The 25,755-nt window shown below is 65.5% G+C and carries 21 protein-coding genes and 1 pseudogene; 14 read left to right on the forward strand and 8 right to left on the reverse strand.

Features of this window, described 5'->3' with window-relative positions; genetic code table 11:
* Positions 1-101: 101 nt before the first annotated feature.
* The 3 genes from ACJ7C5_RS01710 to ACJ7C5_RS01720 are packed head-to-tail and all read left to right on the forward strand — an operon-like array spanning position 102 to position 5,215.
* Positions 102-758, forward strand: a complete 657-nt coding sequence (locus ACJ7C5_RS01710; protein WP_088026504.1) for a TetR/AcrR family transcriptional regulator — start codon at positions 102-104, stop codon at positions 756-758.
* A complete protein-coding gene (locus tag ACJ7C5_RS01715; protein ID WP_094000980.1) occupies positions 758-2,026 on the forward strand; it encodes an efflux RND transporter periplasmic adaptor subunit in 1,269 nt (422 codons plus the stop codon). The genes ACJ7C5_RS01710 and ACJ7C5_RS01715 overlap by 1 nt, the downstream gene beginning before the upstream one ends.
* 15 nt (positions 2,027-2,041) lie before the next feature.
* Positions 2,042-5,215, forward strand: coding sequence for a multidrug efflux RND transporter permease subunit (locus tag ACJ7C5_RS01720; RefSeq protein WP_094000981.1), 3,174 nt, complete (start codon positions 2,042-2,044; stop codon positions 5,213-5,215).
* A gap of 153 nt (positions 5,216-5,368) precedes the next feature.
* Here the strand turns inward: ACJ7C5_RS01720 and ACJ7C5_RS01725 are convergent, their stop codons facing one another.
* On the reverse strand, positions 5,369-5,656 hold the full coding sequence (locus tag ACJ7C5_RS01725; protein WP_412702899.1) for a hypothetical protein: 288 nt from the start codon (positions 5,654-5,656) through the stop codon (positions 5,369-5,371).
* 148 nt (positions 5,657-5,804) lie between these two features.
* Complete coding sequence (locus tag ACJ7C5_RS01730; protein ID WP_097049561.1) at positions 5,805-6,953, reverse strand: acyl-CoA dehydrogenase family protein; 1,149 nt, start codon at positions 6,951-6,953, stop codon at positions 5,805-5,807.
* Positions 6,954-7,106: 153 nt separating this feature from the next.
* On the opposite strand from ACJ7C5_RS01730, the pseudogene ACJ7C5_RS01735 reads away from it, so the two are divergent.
* The 4 genes and pseudogenes from ACJ7C5_RS01735 to ACJ7C5_RS01750 all read left to right on the forward strand — a co-directional run.
* Positions 7,107-7,904: pseudogene (locus tag ACJ7C5_RS01735) on the forward strand (ArsR/SmtB family transcription factor); the annotation flags it as partial.
* A gap of 145 nt (positions 7,905-8,049) precedes the next feature.
* Positions 8,050-9,144 carry a homocysteine S-methyltransferase family protein gene (locus ACJ7C5_RS01740; protein WP_412702900.1) on the forward strand — a complete coding sequence of 365 codons (1,095 nt, stop codon included), beginning with the start codon at positions 8,050-8,052 and terminating at the stop codon, positions 9,142-9,144.
* Positions 9,141-11,825, forward strand: a complete 2,685-nt coding sequence (gene metH, locus ACJ7C5_RS01745) for a methionine synthase (protein WP_412702901.1) — start codon at positions 9,141-9,143, stop codon at positions 11,823-11,825. The genes ACJ7C5_RS01740 and metH overlap by 4 nt, the downstream gene beginning before the upstream one ends.
* An 86-nt stretch (positions 11,826-11,911) precedes the next feature.
* On the forward strand, positions 11,912-13,099 hold the full coding sequence (locus tag ACJ7C5_RS01750; protein ID WP_094000985.1) for an MFS transporter: 1,188 nt from the start codon (positions 11,912-11,914) through the stop codon (positions 13,097-13,099).
* Positions 13,100-13,147: 48 nt separating this feature from the next.
* Here the strand turns inward: ACJ7C5_RS01750 and ACJ7C5_RS01755 are convergent, their stop codons facing one another.
* The 5 genes from ACJ7C5_RS01755 to ACJ7C5_RS01775 form a co-directional block, all read right to left on the reverse strand.
* Positions 13,148-13,834: a DUF2058 domain-containing protein gene (locus ACJ7C5_RS01755; RefSeq protein ID WP_088026511.1), complete on the reverse strand. Its 687-nt coding sequence runs from the start codon at positions 13,832-13,834 to the stop codon at positions 13,148-13,150.
* 10 nt (positions 13,835-13,844) lie between these two features.
* Positions 13,845-14,084 carry a SlyX family protein gene (locus ACJ7C5_RS01760; RefSeq protein WP_049445667.1) on the reverse strand — a complete coding sequence of 80 codons (240 nt, stop codon included), beginning with the start codon at positions 14,082-14,084 and terminating at the stop codon, positions 13,845-13,847.
* The gene (locus ACJ7C5_RS01765; protein WP_412702902.1) at positions 14,077-15,426 is read right to left on the reverse strand and encodes a UDP-glucose dehydrogenase family protein; all 1,350 of its coding nucleotides are present in this window, start codon (positions 15,424-15,426) and stop codon (positions 14,077-14,079) included. The genes ACJ7C5_RS01760 and ACJ7C5_RS01765 overlap by 8 nt, the downstream gene beginning before the upstream one ends.
* Positions 15,427-15,449: 23 nt before the next feature.
* Complete coding sequence (locus ACJ7C5_RS01770) at positions 15,450-16,310, reverse strand: FKBP-type peptidyl-prolyl cis-trans isomerase N-terminal domain-containing protein (RefSeq protein WP_412702903.1); 861 nt, start codon at positions 16,308-16,310, stop codon at positions 15,450-15,452.
* A gap of 213 nt (positions 16,311-16,523) precedes the next feature.
* Positions 16,524-17,111, reverse strand: coding sequence for a glutathione peroxidase (locus ACJ7C5_RS01775; RefSeq protein WP_412702904.1), 588 nt, complete (start codon positions 17,109-17,111; stop codon positions 16,524-16,526).
* A gap of 609 nt (positions 17,112-17,720) precedes the next feature.
* Here ACJ7C5_RS01775 and ACJ7C5_RS01780 point away from each other — a divergent pair.
* The 6 genes from ACJ7C5_RS01780 to ACJ7C5_RS01805 all read left to right on the forward strand — a co-directional run bounded on the left by ACJ7C5_RS01780 (position 17,721) and on the right by ACJ7C5_RS01805 (position 22,061).
* The gene (locus ACJ7C5_RS01780; protein ID WP_006453095.1) at positions 17,721-18,080 is read left to right on the forward strand and encodes a GntR family transcriptional regulator; all 360 of its coding nucleotides are present in this window, start codon (positions 17,721-17,723) and stop codon (positions 18,078-18,080) included.
* Positions 18,080-18,955, forward strand: coding sequence for an ABC transporter ATP-binding protein (locus ACJ7C5_RS01785; protein ID WP_088026516.1), 876 nt, complete (start codon positions 18,080-18,082; stop codon positions 18,953-18,955). The genes ACJ7C5_RS01780 and ACJ7C5_RS01785 overlap by 1 nt, the downstream gene beginning before the upstream one ends.
* Positions 18,952-19,980, forward strand: a complete 1,029-nt coding sequence (locus tag ACJ7C5_RS01790; protein WP_094000990.1) for an ABC-2 transporter permease — start codon at positions 18,952-18,954, stop codon at positions 19,978-19,980. The genes ACJ7C5_RS01785 and ACJ7C5_RS01790 overlap by 4 nt, the downstream gene beginning before the upstream one ends.
* 25 nt (positions 19,981-20,005) lie before the next feature.
* Entirely contained in the window at positions 20,006-20,893 is an 888-nt protein-coding gene (locus tag ACJ7C5_RS01795; protein WP_412702905.1) for a DUF4097 family beta strand repeat-containing protein, read from the forward strand.
* Positions 20,894-20,923: 30 nt separating this feature from the next.
* Complete coding sequence (locus tag ACJ7C5_RS01800; protein WP_412702906.1) at positions 20,924-21,535, forward strand: DUF2884 family protein; 612 nt, start codon at positions 20,924-20,926, stop codon at positions 21,533-21,535.
* Positions 21,536-21,635: 100 nt separating this feature from the next.
* Positions 21,636-22,061 (forward strand): hypothetical protein, encoded by a 426-nt coding sequence (locus tag ACJ7C5_RS01805; protein WP_088026520.1) that lies wholly within the window; start codon positions 21,636-21,638, stop codon positions 22,059-22,061.
* A gap of 114 nt (positions 22,062-22,175) precedes the next feature.
* Here the strand turns inward: ACJ7C5_RS01805 and ACJ7C5_RS01810 are convergent, their stop codons facing one another.
* Entirely contained in the window at positions 22,176-23,603 is a 1,428-nt protein-coding gene (locus ACJ7C5_RS01810; RefSeq protein WP_097049571.1) for a class II fumarate hydratase, read from the reverse strand.
* 294 nt (positions 23,604-23,897) lie between these two features.
* Between ACJ7C5_RS01810 and purB the strand changes: the two genes are divergently transcribed.
* Positions 23,898-25,265, forward strand: coding sequence for an adenylosuccinate lyase (purB, locus tag ACJ7C5_RS01815; protein WP_412702907.1), 1,368 nt, complete (start codon positions 23,898-23,900; stop codon positions 25,263-25,265).
* The last annotated feature ends 490 nt before the right edge of the window (positions 25,266-25,755 follow it).

The raw sequence follows: 25,755 nt of genomic DNA on the forward strand, positions 1-25,755 counted from the left end.
TCAGCACTGCCGACAGGATCGGCAAAGCGTGTTACCGGAAGACACACGCAGCGACTCCGATTCGATTCCACAATCCTGAACTGGACGGTATAGTCCACCGCGTGAACCCGGCCTACCTCCCCGTTGCCCTCGACGCACGCGATGAGCGCGTGTTCGATGCCGTGCGCGAGCTGCTGGCCCAGCAGGGCATGCAGATGAGCATGGACGCGGTGGCCCAGCACGCCGGATGCTCCAAGCAGACCCTGTACTCGCGCTATGGCAGCAAGCAGGAACTGCTGCGGCGGGTGATGCAGCGCCATGTCGGCCACGCCACCGGTGCCATGGTTCGTGCACTCCGCAGTGACGACCTGCGTGCCAGCCTGCTCCAGTTCGCCACCGACTTCCTGGAGCATTTCAACCAACCGCACGTAGGACAGGCCTGTCGGTTGATCGCCGCCGATGCGTCCCAGTTTCCCGAAGAGGCGCGTACGCTGTACCGGCATGGCGCCGGCGCACTGACGCTTCATCTTGCTGAATGGATTGAAACCGTTTGCATGCAAGGCCAGCTCCGGCATGACGACCCGCACTTCATGGCCGAACTGCTGCTGAGCATGATCGCCGGTCAGGATTTCGACAAACAGCGCTTCCATACCCCCCATCGTGATGACGCGCTGCTGCGTCGGCGCTGGGCAGAATTCTCCGTCGACAGCTTCCTGCGCGCGTTCGCGCCACAGCCGTCGGCGGCCCCGTCTACAAACCAACCCCGGAGTTCCTCCTGATGATCGCCCCACTCCGCACCCTTGCCTTGACGTGCGCCGTTGCTGTCGCTCTGGCTGCCTGCAAGAAGCCGGAACAGCAGACGCCCCCGCCGCCGGAGGTGGGCGTGATCGACGCCAAGCCGCAGACCCTGCCGCTGCAGCGTGAGCTGGTCGGCCGCCTGTCGCCGTTCCGCAGCGCCGACGTGCGCGCGCGCGTGCCGGGCGTGCTGCTCAAGCGCGTCTACCAGGAGGGCTCACAGGTCAAGCAGGGCCAGACCCTGTTCCTGATTGACCCGGCGCCGCTGCGCGCCTCGCTCAACGCCTCCGAAGCACAGCTGGCCTCGGCCCGCGCGACCTACGCCAATGCCAAGGTCGCCGCAGACCGCGCACGTTCGCTCGCACCGCAGCAGTTCGTCTCCAAGTCCGACCTGGACAACGCCGAATCGGCCGAGCGCACCGCGCTGGCCGCGGTCAAGCAGGCCGAAGCAGCGGTGACCTCCTCGCGCATCAGCCTGGGCTACACCGAAGTGACCGCGCCGATCAGCGGCGTGGCCAACAAGCAGCAGGTCACTGAGGGTGCGCTGGTCGGCCAGGGCGATGTGACCCTGCTGACCACCGTCGACCAGCTCGACCCGCTGTACGTCAACTTCTCGCTGAGCGTGGATGAGCTGACCCAGCTGCGCGCACAGCAGGCCAAGGGCGCGCTGGCGCTGTCCGGCGACGGCAAGGCCACGGTCAACGTCAAGCTGGCCGACGGCACCACGTACAGCGAGCCGGGCACGCTGGACTTCTCCTCGACCACGGTCGACCCGGCCACCGGCGCGGTGTCGCTGCGTGCGCTGCTGCCGAACCCGCAGCAGATCCTGCTGCCTGGCGCCTTCGTCAGCTTCCAGGCCAACCTGGGCGAGCGCAACAACGCTTACCTGGTGCCGCAGCAGGCGCTGCTGCGCGATACCACCGGCGGTTACGTGATGGTGGTCGGTGCCGACGGCAAGGTCGTACGCAAGAACGTGAAGACCGATGGCGCGCAGAACGGCAACTGGCTGGTCAGCGACGGCCTGGCCGCCGGTGACAAGGTGATCGTGGCCGGCGTGCAGAAGGTCAAGGAAGGTGCACCGGCGGTGGCCAAGCCGTGGACCCCGGGGCAGGACGCAAACGGCAAGCCTGCCGCAGGCGGCGCCGCTCCGGCGGGCGCAGCACCGGCCGCAGGCAAGGCACCGGCCGACGCGGCCAAGCCCGAGCAGGCCGATGCGGCCAAGCCGGCCGCCACCGATTCGAACAAGCAGTAACGGGAACCTTCCGTCATGCCTAAATTTTTCATCGAACATCCAGTCTTCGCCTGGGTGGTTGCGATCCTGATCTCGCTCAGCGGCGTGATCGCGATCCTCAACCTGGGCGTGGAGTCCTATCCCAACATCGCCCCGCCGCAGGTCACCGTCTCGGCGACCTACCCGGGCGCCAGTGCGGACACCACCGAGAAATCGGTCACCCAGGTGATCGAGCAGCAGCTGACCGGTATCGATCACCTGCTGTACTTCAGCTCCTCGTCGGCCTCCAACGGCCGCGCGCAGATCACGCTGACCTTCGAGACCGGTACCGATCCGGACATCGCCCAGGTGCAGGTGCAGAACAAGGTGTCGCTGGCCACGCCACGACTGCCTTCGGAAGTAACCCAGCAGGGCGTGGTGGTGGCCAAGGCCAACGCCGGCTTCCTGATGGTGATCGCGCTGCAGTCCGATACGCCGGCCATCAACCGTGACGCCCTGAACGACATCGTCGGTTCGCGCGTGCTCGACCAGGTCTCGCGTATCCCCGGCGTCGGCAGCACCCAGCAGTTCGGTTCCGAGTACGCCATGAACATCTGGCTGAACCCGGAAAAGATGCAGGGTTATGGCCTGTCGGCCAGCCAGGTGCTGGCCGCGGTGCGTGCGCAGAACGTGCAGTTCGCTGCCGGTGCGCTGGGTTCGGACCCGTCGCCGGAAGGCCAGCACTTCACCGCCACGGTCTCGGCCGAGGGCCGCTTCAGCTCGCCGCAGGAGTTTGAGAACATCATCCTGCGCGCCAACGCTGACGGCTCGCGCGTGCTGTTGAAGGACATCGCCCGCGTTGCCTTCGGTGCAAACAACTACGGCTTCGATACCCAGTACAACGGCAAGCCGACCGGCGCCTTCGCCATCCAGCTGCTGCCGGGCGCCAACGCCCTGAACGTGGCCGATGCGGTGCGCGGCAAGATGGACGAGCTGCAGCCCAGCTTCCCGTCCGGCGTCACCTGGTTCTCGCCGTACGACAGCACCACCTTCGTCAAGATCTCCATCCAGGAAGTGGTCAAGACACTGTTTGAAGCAGTGTTCCTGGTGTTCCTGGTGATGCTGATCTTCCTGCAGAACTTCCGCGCCACCCTGATCCCGACCCTGGTCATCCCGGTGGCCCTGCTCGGTACCTTCCTGGGCATGTGGATGATCGGCTTCACGATCAACCAGCTGACCCTGTTCGCGATGGTGCTGGCGATCGGCATCGTGGTCGATGACGCGATCGTGGTGATCGAGAACGTCGAACGCATCATGACCGAGGAAGGCCTGGCGCCGAAGCCGGCCACGCAGAAGGCGATGACCCAGATCACCGGCGCGGTGGTGGCGATCACCGTCGTGCTGGCCGCGGTGTTCATCCCGTCCGCCCTGCAGGGCGGTGCTGCCGGTGAGATCTACAAGCAGTTCGCGCTGACCATCGCCATCTCGATGGCGTTCTCGGCGTTCCTGGCACTGGGCTTCACCCCGGCGCTGTGCGCGACCTTCCTCAAGCCGACGCACAATGACAACCCGAACATCATCTACCGCACCTTCAACAAGTACTACGACAAGATCAGCCACACCTATGTGGGCCACATCACCTCGGCGGTGCGCCATGCGCCGCGCTGGATGATCCTGTTCGTGGTGCTGACCGCACTGTGCGGCTTCCTGTTCACCCGCATGCCGGGCAGCTTCCTGCCGGAAGAAGACCAGGGCTATGCGCTGGCGATCGTGCAGCTGCCGCCGGGCTCGACCAAGGGCCAGACCAACGAAGTGTTCGCGCAGATGCGTGGCATCCTGGAAAAGCAGGATGGCTATGAAGGCATGCTGCAGGTGGCCGGTTTCAGCTTCGTCGGTTCCGGCGAGAACGTCGGCATGGGCTTCATCCGCCTGAAGCCGTGGGAGGAACGCAAGTTCACCGCGCCCGAGTTCATCCAGAACATGAACGGCGCGTTCTACGGCATCAAGGAAGCGCAGATCTTCGTGGTCAACCTGCCCACCGTGCAGGGCCTCGGCCAGTTCGGTGGCTTCGACATGTGGCTGCAGGACCGCAGTGGTGCCGGCTACGAACAGCTGACCCAGGCGCGCAACATCCTGCTGGGCAAGGCCGCGCAGAAGCCCGAAGCACTGGTCGGCGTGCGTCCGAACGGACTGGAAAACGCCCCGCAGCTGCAGCTGCACGTGGACCGCGTGCAGGCGCAGTCGATGGGCATGTCGGTGTCGGACGTGTACAGCACCATCCAGCTGATGCTGGCCCCGGTGTACGTCAACGACTTCTTCTACGAAGGCCGCATTAAGCGCGTGACCATGCAGGCCGATGGTCCGTACCGCACCGGCCAGGAATCGCTGAAGAGCTTCTACAGCCCGTCCAGCCTGACCACGAACGCTGACGGTACCAATTCGATGATCCCGCTCAACACGGTGGTCAAGTCCGAATGGGTGTCGGCGCCGCCGTCGCTGAGCCGCTACAACGGCTACTCGGCGATCAACATCGTCGGCTCGCAGGCCCCGGGTACCAGCTCGGGCGAGGCGATGCAGACCATGGAGAGCATCGTCAACGACGACCTGCCGGCCGGCTTCGGCTACGACTGGTCGGGCATGTCCTACCAGGAAATCCTGGCCGGCAACGCCGCCACCCTGCTGCTGGTGCTGTCCATCGTGGTGGTGTTCCTGTGCCTGGCAGCCCTGTATGAAAGCTGGTCGATCCCGGTGGCGGTGCTGCTGGTCGTGCCGCTGGGTGTGCTCGGCGCTCTCGGTCTGTCGATGCTGCGTGGCCTGCCCAACGATCTGTTCTTCAAGATCGGCCTGATCACCGTGATCGGCCTGGCGGCGAAGAACGCGATCCTGATCGTGGAGTTCGCGGTCGAGCAGCGCGCAGCAGGCAAGAACCTGCGCGATGCCACCATCGAAGCGGCCCGCCTGCGCTTCCGCCCGATCCTGATGACCTCGTTCGCGTTCATCATGGGCGTGATCCCGATGGCGATCTCCACCGGCGCCGGTGCCAACTCCCGCCATGCCATCGGTACCGGCGTGATCGGCGGCATGCTGTTCGCCACCCTGCTCGGCCTGCTGATGATCCCGGTGTTCTTCGTGGTCGTGCGCCGCATGCTGGGTGACAAGCTGGATGAACCGTCGAAGGAGTTCATGGAACGCCAGCGCGATGCGGAATCCGCGCACCGCCCGGATCGTTGATCCGGTGGTGAGCTGAAACGAGAAAGGCCCCGGAGCGATCCGGGGCCTTTTTTCTTGCCGCTTTTGAATCCATGCCAACCAAGGTTGGCATCCACCAGAGCGACGGCATGCCCAGTAGCCGCCAACCTTGGTTGGCACTGTTCGGGCAACGTCTCAACGCAACAGAGCTACCACCACGCACACCATCACGAGAGCCAGCGCCGCCCACTGCATGGGTACGAAGAAGAAATGATGGGGTGCGGCCACACCCTTCTGCCTGGGTGCCCGGTTGAGCCACAGGCCCAGCAGCACGTTCAGGGCTGCGCCGATACCTGCCCCCATCAGCACCTGCTGCAGCGGGATGTTGCCCCTGGGGCCGTCATGCGGAAAGAAGTACGCCAGCAGCAGGATCGCTGCAATCGGCGTCACCAGCGTCATGATTCCCCAACCGCGATAGATCACGTCGTAATTCCCGAAAAAACGGACTGCATTAGAGCAGCACCCATCGCCTCAAGCCAGGGTCGATCACGTCATCTGAATGAGGCCCTCATTCAGGCACAGAATGGATGTACAGGCCGCGCCGCCGTTGCAGCGGCGCGGCCCTTGCAACTCAGCGCAGCCCGGTTTCGTTGCGGGCGATCACCAGGCGCTGGATTTCCGAGGTGCCTTCGTAGATCTCGGTGATCTTGGCATCACGGAAGTAACGCTCCAGCGGCATTTCCTTGGAGTAGCCCATGCCGCCGTGGATCTGCACGGCCTGGTGGGTGATCCACATCGCCGCTTCCGAAGCGGTCAGCTTGGCCACTGCCGCTTCGGTGCTGAAGCGCTTGCCCTGCCCCTTCACCCACGCAGCGCGCAGGGTCAGCAGCAGCGCTGCATCCAGCTTGCACTTCATGTCGGCAATCTTGGCCTGGGTCATCTGGAAGGTGCCGATGGCCGCGCCGAATGCCTTGCGCTCCTTCACGTATTCCAGGGTCGCTTCATAGGCGGCACGGGCGATGCCGATGGCCTGCGAGGCGATACCGATGCGGCCGGCATCGAGCACGCTCATCGCGATCTTGAAGCCTTCGCCTTCCTGGCCCAGCACATCCTCAGCCTGCGCCACGTAATCGTTGAACTCGATCTCGCAGGTGGCCGAGGCACGGATGCCCAGCTTCGGCTCGGTCTTGCCACGGCCGAAGCCCGCCTTGTCGGTATCGATCAGGAATGCGGTGATGCCGCGCGCGCCCTTGTCCGGCTCGCTCATTGCGAACAGCACGATGTACTTGGCCACCGGGCCAGAGGTGATCCAGCTCTTCTTGCCGTTGATGACGAAGGTGCCATCGGCCTGCTTCACTGCACGGCAGCGCATGGCGGTGGCGTCCGAACCGGACTGCGGCTCGGTCAGCGCGAACGCGCCAATGGCCTCGCCCTCGGCGATGGCACGCACATACTTCTGCTTCTGTTCCTCGGTACCATGGGTGAGGATGCCGTTGCAGAACAGCGAGTTGTTGACTGACATGATGGTCGAGTGGGCAGCGTCGGCGGCGGCGACCTCCACCATCGCCAGCACGTACGCCACCGGGTCCATACCCGCGCCACCGTATTCGGTCGGCACTTCGATGCCCATCAGGCCGTTCTCGCCCAGCAGGCGGATGTTGTCCAGCGGGAACTCGCCGGTGCGGTCATGGTGCTCCGCGCTCGGGCCGATCTTCTCCTGCGCGATGCGCCGCGCCACGTCCTGCAGCATCAACTGCTCTTCAGTAAAGCTGAAATCCACAACACCCTCCCGGGTACATGAAGTTATGGGCCGCGCACCGCGCGCCCAGGTGCCTCGATTGTACCGGGGCCCGCCAGTTTCCGTACGCCAGCGACTTGACCGCGGAAGGCTCTCTCGGCGAATATATCTCTATATCGCGATAGGTAGATATTTATGGATCTGGAAGATTGGTCGACCCGCCTGAAGGTGTTCGCCGATGCGACCCGCGTGCGCCTGCTGGCGCTGCTGGAGCAGGAAGAGCTGACCGTGGCCGAACTGTCGGCGATCACCCGGCTGGCGCAGCCACGCGTGTCCACCCACCTGGCGCGCCTGAAGGAAGCCGGCCTGGTCCGCGACCGCCGTGCCGGCGTGTCGGCCTATTACCGCTTCGACGAGGCCCAGCTGGACCCGGCGCAGCGTGCATTGTGGCATGCCTTGAGCAACGGAAGTGACGACCCGCTGCTGCGGCAGGACGCTGAACGTGTCGCCGCCGTGCTGGCCCACCGTGCCTCCGACCAGAACTGGGCCGACAGCGTGGCCGGCGACATGGAACGCCACTACTCCCCTGGCCGCACCTGGGAGGCGCTGGCGCGTACCGCGCTACCCCTGCTGGAGACCGGCGACGTGCTCGATATCGCCTCCGGTGACGGCGTGCTGGCCGAACTGGTCGCCCCGCATGCCAAGCGCTACATCTGCATCGATACCAGCGCGCGCGTGGTTGCCGCCGCCAGCGAGCGCCTGCGCCGCCTGCCCAATGTGGAAGTGCGCGAGGGCGACATGCATGCGCTGCCGTTCAAGGACGGCAGCTTCGACCTGGTGGTGCTGATGCATGCGCTGACCTACGCCAGCAAGCCGGCGCAGGCGGTCACCGAAGCCGCGCGTGTGCTGCGCCCCGGTGGCCGCCTGTTGCTGTGCAGCCTGGCCCGGCACGAGCACAAGGCGGCCGTGGAGGCCTACGGCCACGTCAACCTCGGCTTCAGCGACAAGGAGCTGCGCAAGTTCGTCGACAAGGCCGGCCTGCAGGTATCGAGCCTGGAGACGGTTACCCGCGAGAAGCGCCCGCCGCACTTTGAAGTAATTTCGCTGATCGCCAACAAGCCCTGAGCCCGAGAACGCCATGTCCGCCCTGCCCTGGTTGCATCCTGATCGTGTCAATGCCCTGCTCGACGCCCTGCGCCAGCGGATCCTGATCATCGACGGCGCGATGGGGACGATGATCCAGCGTCATGGGCTGCAGGAAGACGATTACCGAGGCGAGCGCTTCGCCGGAGGTTACGACCATGCCCATGGCCCCGGCTGCGACCACGGCACACCGGAAGGTCACGATCTCAAAGGCAACAACGATCTGCTGCTGTTGACCCGGCCGCAGGTCATCGCCGACATCCACACCGCCTATCTCGAAGCCGGTGCGGATCTGGTCGAGACCAACACCTTCAACGCCACCTCGGTCAGTCAGGCCGACTACCACCTCGAACACCTGGTCTATGAGCTGAACAAAGCGGGCGCTGCGGTAGCTCGTGCCTGCTGTGATGCCGCCGCTGCGAACACCCCGGACAAACCGCGCTTTGTCATCGGCGTGCTTGGCCCGACCAGCCGCACGGCCTCGATCAGCCCCGACGTCAATGATCCCGGCTTCCGCAACACCAGCTTCGACGAACTGCGCGACACCTACCGCGAAGCCATCGACGGCCTGATCGACGGCGGTGCCGACACGATCATGGTCGAGACCATCTTCGACACACTCAACGCCAAGGCCGCGCTGTATGCGCTGGAAGAGGCCTTCGATGCGCGCGGCGCACGCCTGCCGGTCATGATTTCCGGCACCATCACCGATGCCTCCGGTCGCACCCTGTCCGGCCAGACCGCCGAGGCCTTCCATGCGTCACTGGCACATGCGCGCCCGTTGTCGATCGGCTTGAACTGCGCGTTGGGCGCCGATGCCATGCGTCCACACGTGGAAACCCTGTCGCAGGTGTCGAACTGTTATGTCAGTGCGCATCCGAACGCGGGCCTGCCCAATGCCTTCGGCGAGTACGACGAAACGCCCGAGGACATGGCCACCACCCTGCGAGGTTTCGCTGAGGACGGGCTGTTGAACCTGGTCGGCGGCTGCTGCGGCTCCACCCCCGACCACATCCGTGCGATCGCCCAGGCCGTGGCCGGGCTGCCGCCGCGTGCCCTGCCCGGCGCACAGGAGCAGCAGGCCGCATGAGCACCTCACCCTACACCCGCCTGTCCGGCCTGGAGCCGCTGGTCATCACCCCGGACCTGTTGTTCATCAACGTCGGCGAACGCACCAACGTCACCGGCAGCGCGCAGTTCCGCAAACTGATCAAGGAAGGCCGCTACGAAGAAGCGGTGGACGTGGCCCGCCAGCAGGTCGCCAGCGGCGCGCAGATCCTCGACGTCAACATGGACGAGGGCCTGATCGATTCGGAAGCGGCGATGACCCGCTACCTCAACCTGATCATGTCCGAACCGGACATCGCCCGCATCCCGGTGATGGTCGACTCCTCCAAGTGGAGCGTGATCGAGGCCGGCCTGAAGTGCCTGCAGGGCAAGAGCGTGGTCAACTCGATCTCGCTGAAGGAAGGCGAGGCGCTGTTCCGCGAACACGCGCGCAAGGTCCTGCGCTACGGCGCCGCCGCGGTGGTGATGGCGTTCGACGAAAGCGGCCAGGCTGACACCTGTGCGCGCAAGGTCGAGATCTGCACCCGCGCCTACCGCATCCTCGTCGACGAGATCGGTTTCCCGCCCCAGGACATCATCTTCGATCCGAACATCTTCGCCGTCGCCACCGGCATCGAAGAGCATGACAACTACGCGGTCGACTTCATCGAAGCCACCCGCATCATCAAGCAGACGCTGCCGCACTGCCATGTCTCCGGTGGCGTCTCCAACGTCTCGTTCTCGTTCCGTGGCAACGAAACGGTGCGCCAGGCCATCCACTCGGTGTTCCTGTACCACGCCATCGCCGCCGGCATGGACATGGGTATCGTCAACGCCGGCGCGATGCCGATCTACGACGAACTGGAACCGGAACTGCGGGAGCGCGTGGAGGATGTGATCCTCAACCGCCGCAGTGATGCCACCGAGCGCCTGCTGGAAATCGCCGAGCGCTACAAGGGCAGGAAGGGTGCGGCAAAGACCGAAGACCTGGCCTGGCGCGAGAAGCCGGTGGCGCAGCGCCTGGCGCATGCACTGGTGCACGGCCTGGATGCCTTCGTGGAAGAAGACACCGAACTGGCCCGGCAGGCCTCCAGCCGCCCGCTGGACGTGATCGAAGGCCCGTTGATGGATGGCATGAACGTGGTCGGCGACCTGTTCGGCGCCGGCAAGATGTTCCTGCCACAGGTGGTCAAGTCCGCGCGGGTGATGAAGAAGGCCGTGGCCTACCTCCTGCCATACATCGAGGCGGAAAAAGCACGCAGCGGCGACACCGCCAAGAGCAACGGCAAGATCATCATGGCCACGGTGAAGGGCGATGTGCATGACATCGGCAAGAACATCGTCGGCGTGGTCCTGGCCTGCAACAACTTCGAGGTCGTCGATCTTGGCGTGATGGTGCCGGCGCAGAAAATCCTCGATGCCGCCCGCGAACACAACGCCGACCTGATCGGCCTGTCCGGACTGATCACTCCCTCGCTGGAGGAGATGAGCCACGTCGCCCGCGAGATGCAGCGCCAGGGCTTCGAGCTGCCGCTGCTGATCGGTGGCGCCACTACGTCGCGCGCGCATACCGCGCTGAAGATCGACCCGCATTACAAGGCGCCCACGGTGTGGGTGAAGGATGCCTCGCGCGCGGTCGGCGTGGCCCAGTCGCTGATCTCGCGTGACCTGCGCGAGGCCTTCGTTGCCGCCAACGAAGCCGACTATGCCGAGATCCGCGCCCGCCACCGGAACCGTGGCGACGCCAAGCGCCTGGTCACGCTGGAACATGCACGCGGGCAGAAATTCCAGGGAGGATGGGACAGCTACACGCCGCCGGCACCGAACCAGCCCGGCCTGCACGTATTCGACGACTACCCGCTGGCCGAACTGGTCGACTACATCGACTGGACGCCGTTCTTCCAGGCCTGGGAACTGGCCGGCAAGTTCCCGGCCATCCTCACCGACGAGATCGTCGGCACCCAGGCCAGCGATCTGTACAAGGATGCCCGCGCGATGCTCGAGCGCATCGTCGGCGAAAAATGGCTGACCGCCAAGGCCGTGTTCGGCCTGTGGCCGGCCAGCAGCATCGGCGACGACGTGCGCGTGCAGCACCCCCAGGGCGAGACCACCCTGCACTTCCTGCGCCAGCAGGTGGACAAGCCGGCCGAGCGCCCGGACTTCTGCCTGGCCGATTTCATTGCGCCGGCCGACAGTGGCAAGCAGGACTGGATCGGCGCCTTCGCCGTCACTGCCGGCATTGGCATCGACGCGCACGTGGCGCGCTTCGAAGCCGACCACGACGACTACAACGCGATCCTGCTGAAGGCACTGGCCGACCGCTTCGCCGAAGCGCTGGCCGAACGTCTGCACCAGCGCGTGCGTACCGACTTCTGGGGCCATGAGCGCGCCGAGACGCTGGACAACGAAGCCCTGATCGACGAGCAGTACCGTGGCATCCGTCCGGCCCCTGGTTACCCGGCCTGCCCGGAGCACAGCGAGAAGCTTCGCCTGTTCGACCTGCTGCAGGCCGAAGCCAACGCCGGCATGGAGTTGACCGAGAGCTTCGCGATGCTGCCCACGGCCGCGGTGTCGGGCTACTACTTCAGCCATCCGCAGAGCCAGTACTTCGTGGTCGGCCGGCTCAGCCGCGAACAGGTCAGCGACTACGCCCGGCGCAAAGGCGTGGATCGCGCCCTGGCCGAGCGCTGGCTGGCTTCCAACCTCGACTACGATCCCGAATGACCCCAAAAGGGGACGGAGGGGATTAAGTCGTTTGAGGCACAAACGACTTAATCCCCTCCGTCCCCTTTTTGCCTCATCATTCCGCGATGACCGTCCCCGTAGCCCGCCTCTCCAGCTTCTACCTGTTCTATTACGCGGCGCTGGGCGCGTTCACTCCGTACTGGAGCCTGTTTTTGACTGCGCGCGGCATGAGCGTGACCGCCATCAGCGTGATGATGGGCCTGTGGTATGCCACCCGCGTGATCGCGCCCAGCACCTGGACCTCACTGGCTGCGGCCTCGCCACGGCCGATCCGCCTGCTGCGCATCGGCTGTGTGCTGACCCTGGTCAGCTTCGCAGCGTTCCTGCTGCCCTTGCCGCAGCCGTGGATGTATCCGGCAATGGTGGTGTTCTGCTTCTTCTACAACGCGGTGATGCCGCAGTTCGAGTCGATCACCCTCACCCACCTGGGCAGCGACAGCCATCGCTACGGATTGATCCGGGTCTGGGGCTCGCTCGGGTTCATCGCCGTCGTGACCCTGTTCGGGTGGCTGATCGAGGGCGACGGCATCACCAGCCACGCCGGGCTGCTGCCGTGGATGATGCTTCCTTTGTTCGCCCTGATGGTGGTGTCCGCCTTCAGCAACCACTACGCACGCGGCATCGGCAAGGCCGAAGGCGATGCCAGCGGTTTCTGGCAGATCGTGCGGCGGCCACCGGTGCTGGCGTTCTTCCTGGCCGCCTTCATGGAACAGCTCTCGTTCGGGCCGTACTACACGTTCTTCTCGGTCTACATGGACCACCACGGCTACCGCACGTCCACGCTCGGCCTGCTGTGGACCATCGGCGTAGTGTTCGAGGTCGGCGTGTTCTTCACCATCGGCCGCTTCTTCCGCCGCTACGACGCCAGCTGGATGCTGCTGATCGCACTGGTGAGCTCCTGCCTGCGCTGGGCCGTCACCGCCCTGTTCCCGCAGAACCTGCCAGTGATGCTGGTCGCGCAGAGCGCGCATGCGCTGGGATTCGCCGCCTTCTTCGCAGCGGCAATGCAGATGCTGGCGACCTACTTCCCAGGCCGCCTCAATGGCCATGGCCAAGGCCTGCTGTACGGCTTCTCGTCCGGTGTCGGCGGCGTGCTGGGCGCGCTCATTGCCGGCCAGCTGTGGAAGATCGACGATGGTCGCACCGCCTTCCTGGCCGGCAGCGGCTTCGCCCTGGTCGGCGCCCTGCTGTGCTTCTTCGCGCTGAGCCTGCCGCTGATCCGCGCACGCCGCAGCAGCATGCATGCCCCATAACGAAAACGCCGGGCAGTGCCCGGCGTTTCGATCATGCTGCTGGCCTGGTTACCAGACCAGGTCGTCCGGCACCTGGTACTGCGGGTCGGCGTAGGGATCTTCCTCGGCCGGCGCATTCGGATCGACCTTCAGCGCCACCGATGCGGCAAACACCGCCTCGGACTGTGCCAGCACCTCGGCAGTCACCAGCAGGTAACGGCCATTGAGCTGGACCACGCCCAGCTCACCGGCATTGAGCGCGGTCAGCTGTTCGGCAGTCACGTAGATGCGCTTGATCTTGCCGCCATACGGGAAGTGGCGGGCAATGTCCGCCGCTTCGGCATTGAGACTCTTGTCCTTCAGCAGCTCTTCCAGCTTGGCCTTCGCCTCGCGGCGCACGCGCGCCTCCTCCTGCTTCAGGCGCTCGGTCTCGATGCGCTCCTCCTTCTCCCGCTGCGCGCGGATGGCATAGGCCTTGGCCAGGTCCATCTCTTCGGCGCTGCGCGGCTTGCGCGGGCCATGCTGGCCCTGGCCACGCTGGCCACCGGGCTTGCCCGGACCGCCATGGCCCTGCCCACGGCGCTCGCCGGGCTTGTGCTCGCCCTTGCCTGCGCCCTGCGGCTTTCCATTGCCATTGCCATTGCCGCCCTTGCCCTGCGGGCGGCCGTCACGGCGGGGGCCATCATTCTTGCGCTCGGGCTTGGGCGCCGGCTTGAAGCCCAGGCCCATCAGCTGGTCGCGGAGGGTATCGCTCATAGGATTCGGATCAGTAGTGCGGCGGCGGCGGTTCGCTCGCCGGATCGGAAGAATTCAGCGCGTTGCGGACCTTGCCCAGGTCTTCCAGCAGCACGCGCAGCACATCGGCGTTGCGCATGCCCTGCATGCGGGCGTCGGCCAACGCATCGCTCAGCTCAGCCAGCGCCTGCTCCTGGAAGGACACGCGCATTTCCAGCTCGACCAGGCGCGCTTCCAGCGCCTGCTCGCGTTCGGACGGTAGATCAGACATGCAGCGAACGTCCCCGGCCGATGCCGTAGTAGGCCAGGCCTGCAGCTTCCACTTCGGCCGGTTCGTACAGGTTGCGCCCGTCGAACACCGCCGCATCCTTCAACTGCTCGCGCAGCTTCTGGAAATCGGGGCTGCGGAACTGCTTCCACTCGGTGACTACGACCAGCGCGTCGGCGCCCTGCAGTGCTTCATCGGCACTGTTGCAGAACACCAGGTCATCGCGCTCGCCGAAGATGCGCTGCGATTCGTGCATCGCCTCCGGATCGTAGGCACGCACCGTCGCACCACTTTCCCACAGCTGCGCCAGCAGGCGGCGGCTGGAGGCCTCGCGCATGTCGTCGGTGTTCGGCTTGAACGCCAGGCCCCACACGGCAAAGGTCTTGCCGCGCACGCCTTCGTCTTCACCCTTGTCGTAATGGCGCTGGATGAGGGCGAACAGATGGCCCTTCTGCGCGTCATTGACTGCTTCCACCGCGTTCAGCAGCTTCGGCTCGAGGCCATACTGCTGGGCAGTGCGGGCCAGCGCCTGCACGTCCTTGGGGAAGCACGAGCCGCCGTAGCCGGCGCCCGGATAGATGAAGTGCCAGCCGATGCGCGGATCCGAACCGATGCCCTGGCGGACCTGCTCGACGTCAGCACCGACGCGTTCGGCGATATTGGCGATTTCATTCATGAACGAAATCTTGGTCGCCAGCATCGCATTGGCGGCGTACTTGGTCAGTTCGGCCGAACGCACGTCCATTTCCACCACGCGGTCATGGTTGCGGTTGAACGGCGCATACAAGCGGCGCATCACCGCCACCGACTCTTCATTGGCCGCACCGATGATGATGCGGTCTGGGCGCATGCAGTCCGCAACCGCATCGCCTTCCTTCAGGAATTCCGGGTTGGACACCACGTCGAAGGCGATGTCCGCGCCACGCGTGGCCAGCTCTTCGGCAATGGCGGCACGCACCTTGTCGGCGGTGCCGACCGGCACCGTCGACTTGTTCACCACCACGGTCGGCACGCTCATGTGCCGACCGATGGTGCGGGCGACGGCCAGCACGTATTGAAGATCGGCACTGCCATCCTCGTCCGGCGGCGTGCCGACGGCGATGAACACCACCTGGCCATGATCGATGGCGGCCGCGGCATCGGTGGTGAACGCCAGCCGCGTTGCGGCGTGGTTGGCCTTCACCATCGGCTCCAGGCCGGGCTCATAGATCGGGATGATGCCCTGGTTGAGGCCATCCACCTTGGCCTGGTCGATATCGACACAGACCACCTGATGACCAACATCGGCCAGGCAGGTACCGGTCACCAGTCCAACGTAACCGGTACCAAAAATCGCAACGCGCATATCCGTATTCGCTCCTGGATGACTTACGGCAGGACGCCCAGCAGCTCGACGTCGAACGTCAGAGTTGCGTTCGGGCCGATCGGGCCACCCGGGGTGCCGTTCTCGCCATAGGCCAGGTTACCCGGGATCCAGAAGCGGTACTTCGAACCGACCGGCATCAGCGCGACGCCTTCGGTCCAGCCCTTGATCACCTGGTCCAGGCCGAACTCGGCCGGCTGACGACCATAGGAGCTGTCGAACACGGTGCCGTTGAGCAGCTTGCCTTCGTAGTTCACGCGCACCTTGCTGCTGGGCAGCGGACGCTCGCCGCTGCCCGGGCGGATGATCTGGTACTGCAGGCCCGACGCGGTGGTCACCACGCCCGGCTGGGTCTTGTTCTTGGCCATGAACGCATTGCCTTCCTCACGGTTGGTCTGCGCGGCGGCGGCAGCCTTGGCCTGCATTTCAGCCTGCTTGCTGCCCATGAAGGCCTGAATGGTGGCGGTCGCATCAGCTTCCGTCATCTTCGGCTGGCCCTTGCTCAGGCCGGTGCTGATCGCGTCGAACAGCGAGGCGACGTCGATGTCGTCCTTCAGCTGTGCCAGCGACGGACCCACCGAGTACGAACCGATCATCTGCGACACCTTGACGCGGTCCACCTTCGGCGGCTGCGAGCCCGGCGCCACGCCCGGCACCTGCTGGCCGCTGCGGGCCATCACGACCTGGCGCAGCGCGGCATCGGTGGCCTTGGCCTGTTCCTGGGTGATCTGCGGCTGCAGGCCTTCGAACGAGCGCTCGACGGCGGTGCGCAGGGCGGCAACGTCGATCTCATCGGCGATCGGGGTGAACGACTTGGCCACGTCCAGGCCGATGGCGTAGCCGAGCTTCTGCTTGGGGGAATTCAAGGTTGCGGTCTCCTTGGCGGCTGCGCCGGCAGCCGGTTGTTGCGACAGAGCGACACCCGAAGTGCCCATCGCCAGAATCAGAACCGACGCCGCGGCGCCGCGCATTCCCATCTTCATTCGCTGCATTCCTGGAAGTGTCTGGGCGCCGACGTCGGCGCGAAAAGAAACATTGTCGCACGCATGCCGTCGATGTCGAGGCATGCGTGCCGGATATCAATGCGCGGCCGCTGCGGCCAGCGCCTTGTCGATGGCAGCCGTCAGCTGCGGATCGTCGGGCGTCACCTTGCTGGCAAACTGGGCGATGACCTTGCCATCGCGGCCGACCAGGTACTTGTGGAAGTTCCAGCCCGGCGCCACGCCGGTGGCCGCGGTCAGGCGCTGGTACAGCGGCGTAGCCTCCGCACCGATCACATGCACCTTCTCGAACATCGGGAACTTGACGCCGTAGGTCAGGGTGCAGAAGTCCTGGATCTGCTTCTCATCACCCGGTTCCTGGCCCTTGAAGTCGTTGGACGGGAAGCCCAGTACCGCGAAACCCCGGCCTGCATAGCGCTTCTGCAGCGCCTCCAGCCCCTCGTACTGTGGGGTGTAGCCGCATTTGCTGGCAGTGTTGACCACCAGCAGTACCTGACCGTGGTAGCGCTGCTGCAGGTTGACCTGCTGCTTGCTGGCCAGCGGCCGGTAGTCCAGGTCGAGCAGATCGGCGGCCAGCGCACTGGCGGAACCGGCGACGCCGGCCACCAGCAAGGCCAGCAGGGACAGACCGCGCAGGCGGCGCGGAGAAACGGTCGACAGAGGCATCAGGGGTGGTCCGCGGTAGCCATTCACAAGGCCCGGCCACTGCCGGCCGGGAATCGGCCGAACTATAGCACCGGGCTCCGGCGCCCCTGATGGCACAGGCCCACCCGGGCTTTGCGCAGCGTGGCGAATGCGCTGCGCGGGCGCAATCCACGGCGCAGTGATGACATAGCATGGACATCACTGAATGGAAGGATGGCTTGGATCGGCATCTGCGACAGTTTTATTTCCCTTCCAAATCAATCATATAAATTGAAGTTTCAGTCATCTGACCACCCCTGCCATCAGTTGGGGCCGGCAAGGGGTTGCACGTAGGCGTGCCGGTGTTATAGTTGCATACAACACCAGTCACCTGAGACAGGGGGAAGCCATGAACGTCCGGATCTGTCGCAACTTCACCGCACCTGCGGCCGCTGCTGTTTCGACCCTGATCGTGCTGGCCTGGTTGGCCGCGCCCAGCCTCTCCGACTCCGCTGACAGTGCGCAGGACGCGACCGCCTCCCCGGCAGGGAACGCCCCCCCCTCCTCCCCCCCTCCCCCGCGTCGGCTGCACAGCTCCCTGTCCATGCCGTATTTCTCGTTCGCCCAGCCGCTGACCCCACGGAGCTGAATATGAGCGACATCCAGTGGAGCGACGGCGCTCCCATCTACCGTCAGTTGAAGGAGCGCGTGATCGCCATGATGCTCGACGGAATCCTCAAGCCGGGCGATGCCCTGCCTTCGGTGCGCCAGGTGGCCGCCGACTATCAACTCAACCCCATCACCGTTTCGCGCGCTTACCAGGAACTGGCCGACGAAGGCCTGGTCGAGAAGCGCCGCGGCCTGGGCATGTTCATGACCGAGCAGGCGGCCACGCAGCTGCGCAGCAGCGAGCGCGACCGTTTCCTCAACGAAGAATGGCCGGCAGTCCTGGAGCGCATCCAGCGCCTGGGCCTGAGCCTTGATGAATTGCTGCCCCAGGGGAAAGTCTGATGAATAGCACTGCAAGCGAATCGGTCATCACCGCCCGAGGCCTGCGCAAGGCCTACAAGACCACCGTCGCCCTCGACAACGCCAGCTTCAGCATTCCGAGTGGGCGCATCGTCGGCCTGATCGGCCCCAACGGCGCCGGCAAGACCACCGCATTGAAGGCCATCCTTGGCCTGACCTCGGTGGAAGGCGACCTGAGCGTGCTCGGCCGCGACCCACGGCTGCACCGCGACGAACTGATGAAGGACATCTGCTTCATCGCCGACGTCGCGGTGCTGCCACGCTGGCTGAAGGTCCGCGAAGCGATCGATTTCGTCGCCGGCGTCCACCCGCGCTTTGACCGCGCCCGCTGTGAGCGCTTCCTGGCCAACACCAAGCTGCAGCCGAAGCAGCGTGTACGCGAACTGTCCAAGGGCATGATCGTGCAGCTGCACCTGGCGCTGGTGATGGCCATCGACGCCCGCATCCTGGTGCTTGACGAGCCCACCCTGGGCCTGGACATCCTCTATCGCAAGGAGTTCTACCAGCGCCTGCTGGAAGACTACTTCGACGAACAGAAGACCATCATCGTCACCACCCACCAGGTGGAAGAGATCGAGCACATCCTCAGCGACGTGATGTTCATCCGTGATGGCCGCATCGTGCTCGATGCGGAAATGGACGAGGTCGGCCAGCGCTACACCGAACTGCTGGTCAATGCCGACCAGCTCGAAACGGCCCGCGCGTTGAAGCCGATCGACGAGCGCAGCCTGGCGTTCGGCAAGACCGTGATGCTGTTCGATGGCGTGCCGCGCACCCAGCTCTCCACCCTCGGCGAGACCCGCAGCCCGGGCCTGGCCGACCTGTTCGTCGCCATCATGAAGGGGACCTACGCATGAATGCCGTCAACCACCCCGTCAGCCCGTTGGGTACCCTGCGCTGGCTGCTCAAGCGCGAGTACTGGGAGAACCGCGGCGGTTTCCTGTATGCCCCGCTGATCGCCGGCCTGATCTCGCTGGTGATGAGCACCGTCGGCATCGCCTTCGGCCTGTTCGCGCTGAACCGTGCAGCGCGCAACGGCGCACTGCATGTCGATGGCGAAAGCGTGAACGTCAACGGCCTGGACCTGGCACTGCTCACCCGCAACATCAACGGCAAGGATCTGGCCGATCTCGGCAATGGCCTGGACCTGACCCTGGTGCTCAGCTCGGCGTGGCCGTTCCTGGTACTGGCCTTCGTCGTGTTCTTCTACTGCCTGGGCGCCCTGTACGACGATCGCCGCGACCGCAGCATCCTGTTCTGGAAGTCGTTGCCGCTGTCGGATACCCAGACCGTGCTGTCCAAGGTGATCAGCGCACTGATCGTGGCACCGCTGATCGCAGTCATCGCCGGCATCATCACCATGTTCGGCTTCATGTTGATCATCAGTGTCGTCGCGCTGATGCACGGCGGCAGCCCGATGGCGCTGATCTGGGGTCCGGCCAGCCCGTTGACCCTGGCCGCAGGCCACCTGGCCTGGATTCCGGTCTATGCCCTGTGGGCGCTGCCCACCGCCGGCTGGCTGCTGCTGTGCTCGGCCTGGGCCAAGAGCAAGCCATTCCTGTGGGCGGTAATGCTGCCGCTGTTTGCCGGTGTCATCGTCAGCACCACCAAGATCATGCCGCTGTTCGGCCTGAGCACCGGCTGGTTCTGGCAGAACATCGTCGGCCGCCTGCTGCTGGGCGGTGTCCCTGGCATGGACCTGCTGTATCGCCTCAGCGCCGGTGAAGGTTCGCGCCGCGACCTGGACTCGGTGGTCAGCCTGATGTCCCCGGCTTCACAGCTGAAGTCGCTGGCGATGCCGGAACTGTGGATCGGTGCGGCCGTCGGTGCAGTGTTCATCTTCCTCGCCATCCGCCTGCGCAAGCGCGCCGGCGAGATCTGATTCCATCCACCCGGAGGCACCACCCATGCGTTCCCTGCTCGCCTGTTCTGCGTTGTTGCTGTTGCCGCTGTCGGCACTCGCTGCCGATGCTCCGAACTGCAAGTTCACTGCCCCCCGCGCGCTGAAGCTGGACGTGGCCGGTGCCAAAACGGTGGTGTTCGAGGTCAACCAGCATGACCTGAAGGTGGTCGCCAGCGCCGGCGGCGGCCAGCTGGACGGCCGCGCCTGCGCGTCCAGCCAGGAATGGCTGGACCAGCTGGTACTGGACCAGCGCAAGGTGGGCGACAAGCTGGTGGTCAGCCTGCGCCGCGAAGGTCGCTCGCCCAGCATCAGCATCGGCAACAGTTACGCCTGGCTGGACGTCCGCGGCAGCGTGCCGGACAACCTGCCGCTGCAGCTCAAGGTCGGCTCGGGCGATGCCAGCGTGGAGAACGCGCAGTCGCTGAGCGTGGACGTGGGTTCCGGTGATGCCGTGGCCCGCGGCACCCGTGGCAGCATCCACGCCGCGGTGGGTTCGGGCGACCTCAACATCGATGGCGGCACTTCGTTGAACCTGCTGTCGCTGGGCTCCGGCGATGTCAACGTGCGCAACATCAGCGGTGATGCCAGCACCGGTACCGTGGGCTCCGGTGACCTGAAGATCACCGATGTGCGTGGCAACGCGCGGCTGGACACCGTGGGCTCGGGTGATATCGAGTTCAAGCGGGTGAAGGGCAGCGTCGAGGTGGGCGTGGTCGGCTCCGGCGGCATCGACCTGGCCGACATCGGCGGCAACGTGCACGTCCGCAGCCACGGCTCGGGCGACATCCAGGTCGACGGCGTTGGCGGCAGCCTGACCGTCGACCACAGCGGCAGCGGTGACGTCGATCATCGCAATGTCAACGGCAAGGTCACCCTGCCGCGCAGCAAATAATCCACTTCCAGACACCTCCAGGGGACCACCATGAACCTGTTGCGCCTGTTGCCCGCTATGCTGCTGTCCCTGCCGCTGATCGCCTGCGGCGGCACCTCGTCCTCGCCCGACAAGACTGTCGGCAAGAGCGTCGCCGAAGCCACCAGCGGCGTCGGTCAGACCGTCAAGAACGCCATGGACGATGCCCGCAAGGACATCGCCCAGGGCAACATCAAGATCTCGGCCGACAAGCAGCCGCGTGCGGAGATCACGCCGGATGGCCGCCTGCTGATCGCCGGCAAGGAGATCACCGTCAACGACACCCAGCGCCGCCACCTGCAGGAGTACCGTGGCCACGTGGTCGCCATCGCGATGGATGGCATGGACGTTGGCCTGGCCGGCGCCAAGCTGGGGGCCAATGCGGCCGGTGAAGCACTGAAGGGCATCTTCAGCGGCGACAGCGAAGGTGTCGAGAAGCGCATCAACGCCGAAGCCGCGAAGATCGAGACCCAGGCCAAGCGCATCTGCGAACGCCTGCCGGCGATGCTGGCCAGCCAGCAAGCCCTGGCGCGTGAACTGCCGGCCTTCAAGCCGTACGCAACGATGGACCAGAGCGACGTGGACGATTGCGGCAAGAACAACTCGGTCACGTTCTCCAAGTGAGACAAATCGACGCGCCGGACCGGCAGCGGCCTTCCGTTGCCGGTCGTACTGCGTTGGCGGGCTTACAATGGGGCCCCCGGATGTCCCCGAACCGAATGCCATGAAGAAACTGTTTCTGCTGCTGACCGCCCTGCTCTGCCTCGGCCTGGTCGGCTGTGACCAGGAGTACCGCAACCATCGCGCCGAGCGCGGCAAGCCCAAGATTTCCGTCAGCGAAGGCATGGTCACCGTGCGTCGCCCGCCCGCACCGAACATCATCATCCTCGCCGATGGCACGATGAAGATGGACGAAATCCAGATTCCGCTGGACGACGCGCAGAAGCAGATGCTGCAGACCATGTTCGGCAAACTGCAGGTACTGCGCCAGAACACTCTGGTGGCGGCCCCGGCCGATCCCAACATGCAGCCGGTGAAGATCCAGCCGCCGGAGGGCATGGACGTGATTCCGGCGGACCTGATCCAGCGCATCCCGGAGTTCAAGGATTACACCGACACCTTCGGCAACATCGTCGCCGACCGTCGCTGAAGAAGAACGCCGCCCGAGGGCGGCGTTTCCTTTTGTAGAGCCGAGCCCATGCTCGGCTACTGGCTGGAACCTGAGCCGAGCATGGGCTCGGCTCTACAGATTGCAGAATCCAGATCAACCGCCGCCGCCACCGCCACCGGCCTGGATGCCACCGGCAGTCAGCGCGGCCGGGTCCAGCAGGCGACGCAGCTCGGCTTCGGCCAACCCGCTGTCCTCCAGCGCCACGTCCAGCACCGGGCGCTGTTCCTTGTAGGCGCGCTTGGCAATTGCCGCAGCCTTCTCATAGCCGATGATCGGGTTCAGTGCGGTGACCAGGATCGGGTTGCGCGCCAGCGCCTCGGCCACGCGGTCCTCGCGCACCTTCAACCCGACGATGGCACTGTCGGCCAGCAGGGTCGACACGTTGGCGAGCAGGCCGATGCCATCGAGCAGATTCACCGCGATCAGCGGCAGGGTGACGTTGAGCTGGAAGTTACCGGTCTGACCGGCCACGGTGATCGCAGTGTGGTGGCCGATCACCTGCGCACAGGCCATCACGGTCGCTTCCGGAATCACCGGGTTGACCTTGCCCGGCATGATCGAGCTGCCCGGCTGCAGTGCCGGCAGTTCGATCTCGCCCAGCCCGGCCAGCGGACCGGCGTTCATCCAACGCAGGTCGTTGGCGATCTTGATCAGCGCCACCGCCAGTGCATTGAGCTGACCCGACAGCTCCACTGCATCGTCCTGCGCGGCCAGGCCTTCGAACTTGTTCTCGGCGCTGTCGAACTTGAAGCCGGTCTGCTGCTTCAGCGCCTTGGCCACCTGCGCGCCGAAACGCGGGTCGGCGTTGATGCCGGTGCCGATGGCGGTGCCGCCCAGCGGCAGCCGGCGCACGCGCTTGAGACTATCTTCGATGCGCTCCTGGGCCGAGGCCAGCTGCGCCGACCACGCACCGAATTCCTGCTCGAAGGTGAGCGGCATCGCGTCCATCAGGTGGGTACGGCCGGTCTTGACCACCTTGCGCAGGCTGCGGCCCTTCTTGTCCAGGGTCTTGCGCAGGTGCACCAGCGCCGGCAGCAGCTGTTCGTGCGTCGCCAGCACCGCCGACACGCGCAGCGCGGTCGGAATCACGTCGTTGGAGCTCTGCCCCTGGTTGACGTGGTCATTGGGATGCACTGTGGTCTTGCCCGCCTTGCCGGCACGGTTGGCCAGGGTGGCAATGACCTCATTGGCATTCATGTTCGACGACGTGCCCGAACCGGTCTGGTAGACGTCAATCGGGAAGTGTGCGTCCCAGTTGCCGGCGGCCACTTCGGCAGCGGCGGTCTGGATGGCCTTGGCCACATTCTTCGGCAGGTGGCCCAGCTCGGCGTTGACGCCGGCGGCGGCGCCCTTGACCAGGCCCAGGGCACGGATGAAACCGCGCGGCATGCGCTGGCCCGACACCGGGAAGTTCTGCACGGCACGCTGGGTCTGGGCGCCCCACAGGGCGTCCGCAGGCACCTGCAGCTCGCCCATGCTGTCGTGTTCGATTCTGAAACCCTTGCTTGCAGCTTTGCTCATTGCATCAACTCCGCACTACTTCAGTTGGGGAAAGGGAAGCGGCGGCTGGCAGGGTGTCGCTTCCCGGGCTGGCGGCTGCGCCAACGATACTCCCTTGCCCGCAGCATGGGATGACGAGGGCGGGCCAGATCGTTCCGTCTGCACGGCCGATCTGCACGCGCAAGGGGTAGTGCCGGCCGCTGGCCGGCAACACAAGGGGAGCAGGACCGGGCGGGGTGGGCGGCCAGCCGCCGGCCCAACCTCACCGGCACGTCGTAGAATATGGCCCCCGCCGCTCGCCCCAGCCCTGCCGACATGTCCGATTCCGCCCTGCTCGCCCTGTCCCCGCTCGATGGCCGCTATGCCGCCAAGGTCGACGCCCTGCGCCCGATCTTCTCCGAGTACGGCCTGATCAAGGCCCGCATCACGGTCGAGGTGGAATGGCTGCTGGCCCTGGCCGCCGAGCCGGGCATCGTCGAGCTGGCGCCGTTCTCCGACGCCGCCATCGCCCGCCTGCGCGCCCTGGCCGCCAGCTTCAGCCCGGCCCAGGCCGCGCGCGTGAAGGAGATCGAGCGCACCACCAACCATGACGTCAAGGCGGTGGAGTACTTCATCAAGGAACAGCTGAAGGACGACGCCGCGCTGGCCCCGGCGCTGGAATTCGTGCATTTCGCCTGCACCAGCGAAGACATCAACAACCTCAGCTACGGCCTGATGCTGGAACAGGCCCGCCGCGAGGTGCTGCTGCCGACCCTGGACGGCATCGCCGGCACCCTGCGCACCCTGGCCCACACCCACGCCGGCCAGCCGATGCTGTCGCGCACCCACGGCCAGACCGCCTCGCCGACCACCCTGGGCAAGGAACTGGCCAACGTGGTCGCCCGCCTGGAACGCCAGCGCAAGCAGATCGCCGCCGTCGAACTGACCGGCAAGATCAACGGCGCGGTGGGCAACTACAACGCCCACATCGCCAGCTACCCGGACGTGGACTGGCCGGCTTTCGCCGAGCGCTTCGTGACCGGTCTGGGCCTGGTGTTCAATCCGTACACCACGCAGATCGAGCCGCACGACAACATCGCCGAGATCGGCGATGCCGCACGCCGCGCCAACATCATCCTGATCGACCTGGCCCGTGACATCTGGGGCTACGTTTCGCTGGGCTACTTCAAGCAGCGTCTGAAGGAAGGCGAAGTCGGTTCGTCGACGATGCCACACAAGGTCAACCCGATCGATTTCGAGAACGCCGAAGGCAACTTCGGCATCGCCAACGCGCTCTTCGAGCACTTCAGCGCGAAGCTGCCGATCAGCCGCTGGCAGCGTGACCTGACCGACTCCACCGTGCTGCGTGCACTGGGTACCGCGTTCGGCCACAGCCAGGTGGCACTGGATTCGCTGGCCAAGGGCCTGGGCAAGCTGGAAGTGAACCCGCAGCGTCTGGACGCCGATCTGGACGCGGCCTGGGAAGTGCTGGCCGAGGCCGTGCAGACGGTGATGCGCCGCCACGGCCTGCCGAACCCGTACGAGCAGCTGAAGGCGCTGACCCGCGGCCAGGGCATCACCGCCGAGTCGATGCGTGCGTTCGTGCAGGGGCTGGAGCTGCCGGCGGATGCGAAGCAGCGCCTGCTGGAGATGACCCCGGGCAGCTACACCGGTCTGGCCGAGTCGCTGGCGAAGAAGATTTAAGGGGTTTCCTTTGCGGCGGCGGCCGCGGGCGCTGCCTGCGGCAGGCTCTACTGCAACGGCAACGGCAACAGCAACAGCAACGTCAAGAGCGGCTCTGGATTGCTGCTAGCTGGGCGGGACGGGATGGGCCAGCGGGACACGCCGTAAACCCGTCCATGGGGGCTCGATGGCGCCATCCATGGCGCCAACGGTCCCGCTGGCCCATCCCGCCCCACCTCTGACAGATTCCTGGTGACGGATCGAAGAGCTTTGGGTTGTCGGGACGGAATTTGAAAGAGGGGCGCGGCTTCGCCGCGTCCCTCTTTTGTTTTGGCATGAGCAAGCGCAGCGCGCGACCCGCCGTTGCCTTTGATCTTCTTCTTCCATTCCGTGGCGGGCCGCGCAGGAAACTGTCAGGGGCCGGGGGGGGGGGGGGGGGGGGGGGGGGGGGGGGGGGGGGTGGGGCGGGGGGGGGGGGGGCGCCAGGGGGAGAGGAATCCCCCAAGCGCCC

The sequence above is a fragment of the Nocardiopsis yanglingensis genome (assembly GCF_045809185.1).
GTDB lineage: Bacteria > Pseudomonadota > Gammaproteobacteria > Xanthomonadales > Xanthomonadaceae > Stenotrophomonas > Stenotrophomonas yanglingensis.

Bases quoted from the DNA above. Each gene is read 5' to 3' on its own strand.
- ACJ7C5_RS01715 (WP_094000980.1), top strand. From the start codon at position 758: ATGATCGCCCCACTCCGCACCCTTGCCTTGACGTGCGCCGTTGCTGTC.
- ACJ7C5_RS01720 (WP_094000981.1), top strand. From the start codon at position 2,042: ATGCCTAAATTTTTCATCGAACATCCAGTCTTCGCCTGGGTGGTTGCG.
- ACJ7C5_RS01740 (WP_412702900.1), top strand. From the start codon at position 8,050: ATGTCCGCCCTGCCCTGGTTGCATCCTGATCGTGTCAATGCCCTGCTC.
- metH (WP_412702901.1), top strand. From the start codon at position 9,141: ATGAGCACCTCACCCTACACCCGCCTGTCCGGCCTGGAGCCGCTGGTC.
- ACJ7C5_RS01750 (WP_094000985.1), top strand. From the start codon at position 11,912: ATGACCGTCCCCGTAGCCCGCCTCTCCAGCTTCTACCTGTTCTATTAC.
- ACJ7C5_RS01755 (WP_088026511.1), bottom strand. From the start codon at position 13,834: ATGAGCGATACCCTCCGCGACCAGCTGATGGGCCTGGGCTTCAAGCCG.
- ACJ7C5_RS01760 (WP_049445667.1), bottom strand. From the start codon at position 14,084: ATGTCTGATCTACCGTCCGAACGCGAGCAGGCGCTGGAAGCGCGCCTG.
- ACJ7C5_RS01765 (WP_412702902.1), bottom strand. From the start codon at position 15,426: ATGCGCGTTGCGATTTTTGGTACCGGTTACGTTGGACTGGTGACCGGT.
- ACJ7C5_RS01775 (WP_412702904.1), bottom strand. From the start codon at position 17,111: ATGCCTCTGTCGACCGTTTCTCCGCGCCGCCTGCGCGGTCTGTCCCTG.
- ACJ7C5_RS01780 (WP_006453095.1), top strand. From the start codon at position 17,721: ATGAGCGACATCCAGTGGAGCGACGGCGCTCCCATCTACCGTCAGTTG.
- ACJ7C5_RS01785 (WP_088026516.1), top strand. From the start codon at position 18,080: ATGAATAGCACTGCAAGCGAATCGGTCATCACCGCCCGAGGCCTGCGC.
- ACJ7C5_RS01790 (WP_094000990.1), top strand. From the start codon at position 18,952: ATGAATGCCGTCAACCACCCCGTCAGCCCGTTGGGTACCCTGCGCTGG.
- ACJ7C5_RS01795 (WP_412702905.1), top strand. From the start codon at position 20,006: ATGCGTTCCCTGCTCGCCTGTTCTGCGTTGTTGCTGTTGCCGCTGTCG.
- ACJ7C5_RS01800 (WP_412702906.1), top strand. From the start codon at position 20,924: ATGAACCTGTTGCGCCTGTTGCCCGCTATGCTGCTGTCCCTGCCGCTG.
- ACJ7C5_RS01805 (WP_088026520.1), top strand. From the start codon at position 21,636: ATGAAGAAACTGTTTCTGCTGCTGACCGCCCTGCTCTGCCTCGGCCTG.
- ACJ7C5_RS01810 (WP_097049571.1), bottom strand. From the start codon at position 23,603: ATGAGCAAAGCTGCAAGCAAGGGTTTCAGAATCGAACACGACAGCATG.
- purB (WP_412702907.1), top strand. From the start codon at position 23,898: ATGTCCGATTCCGCCCTGCTCGCCCTGTCCCCGCTCGATGGCCGCTAT.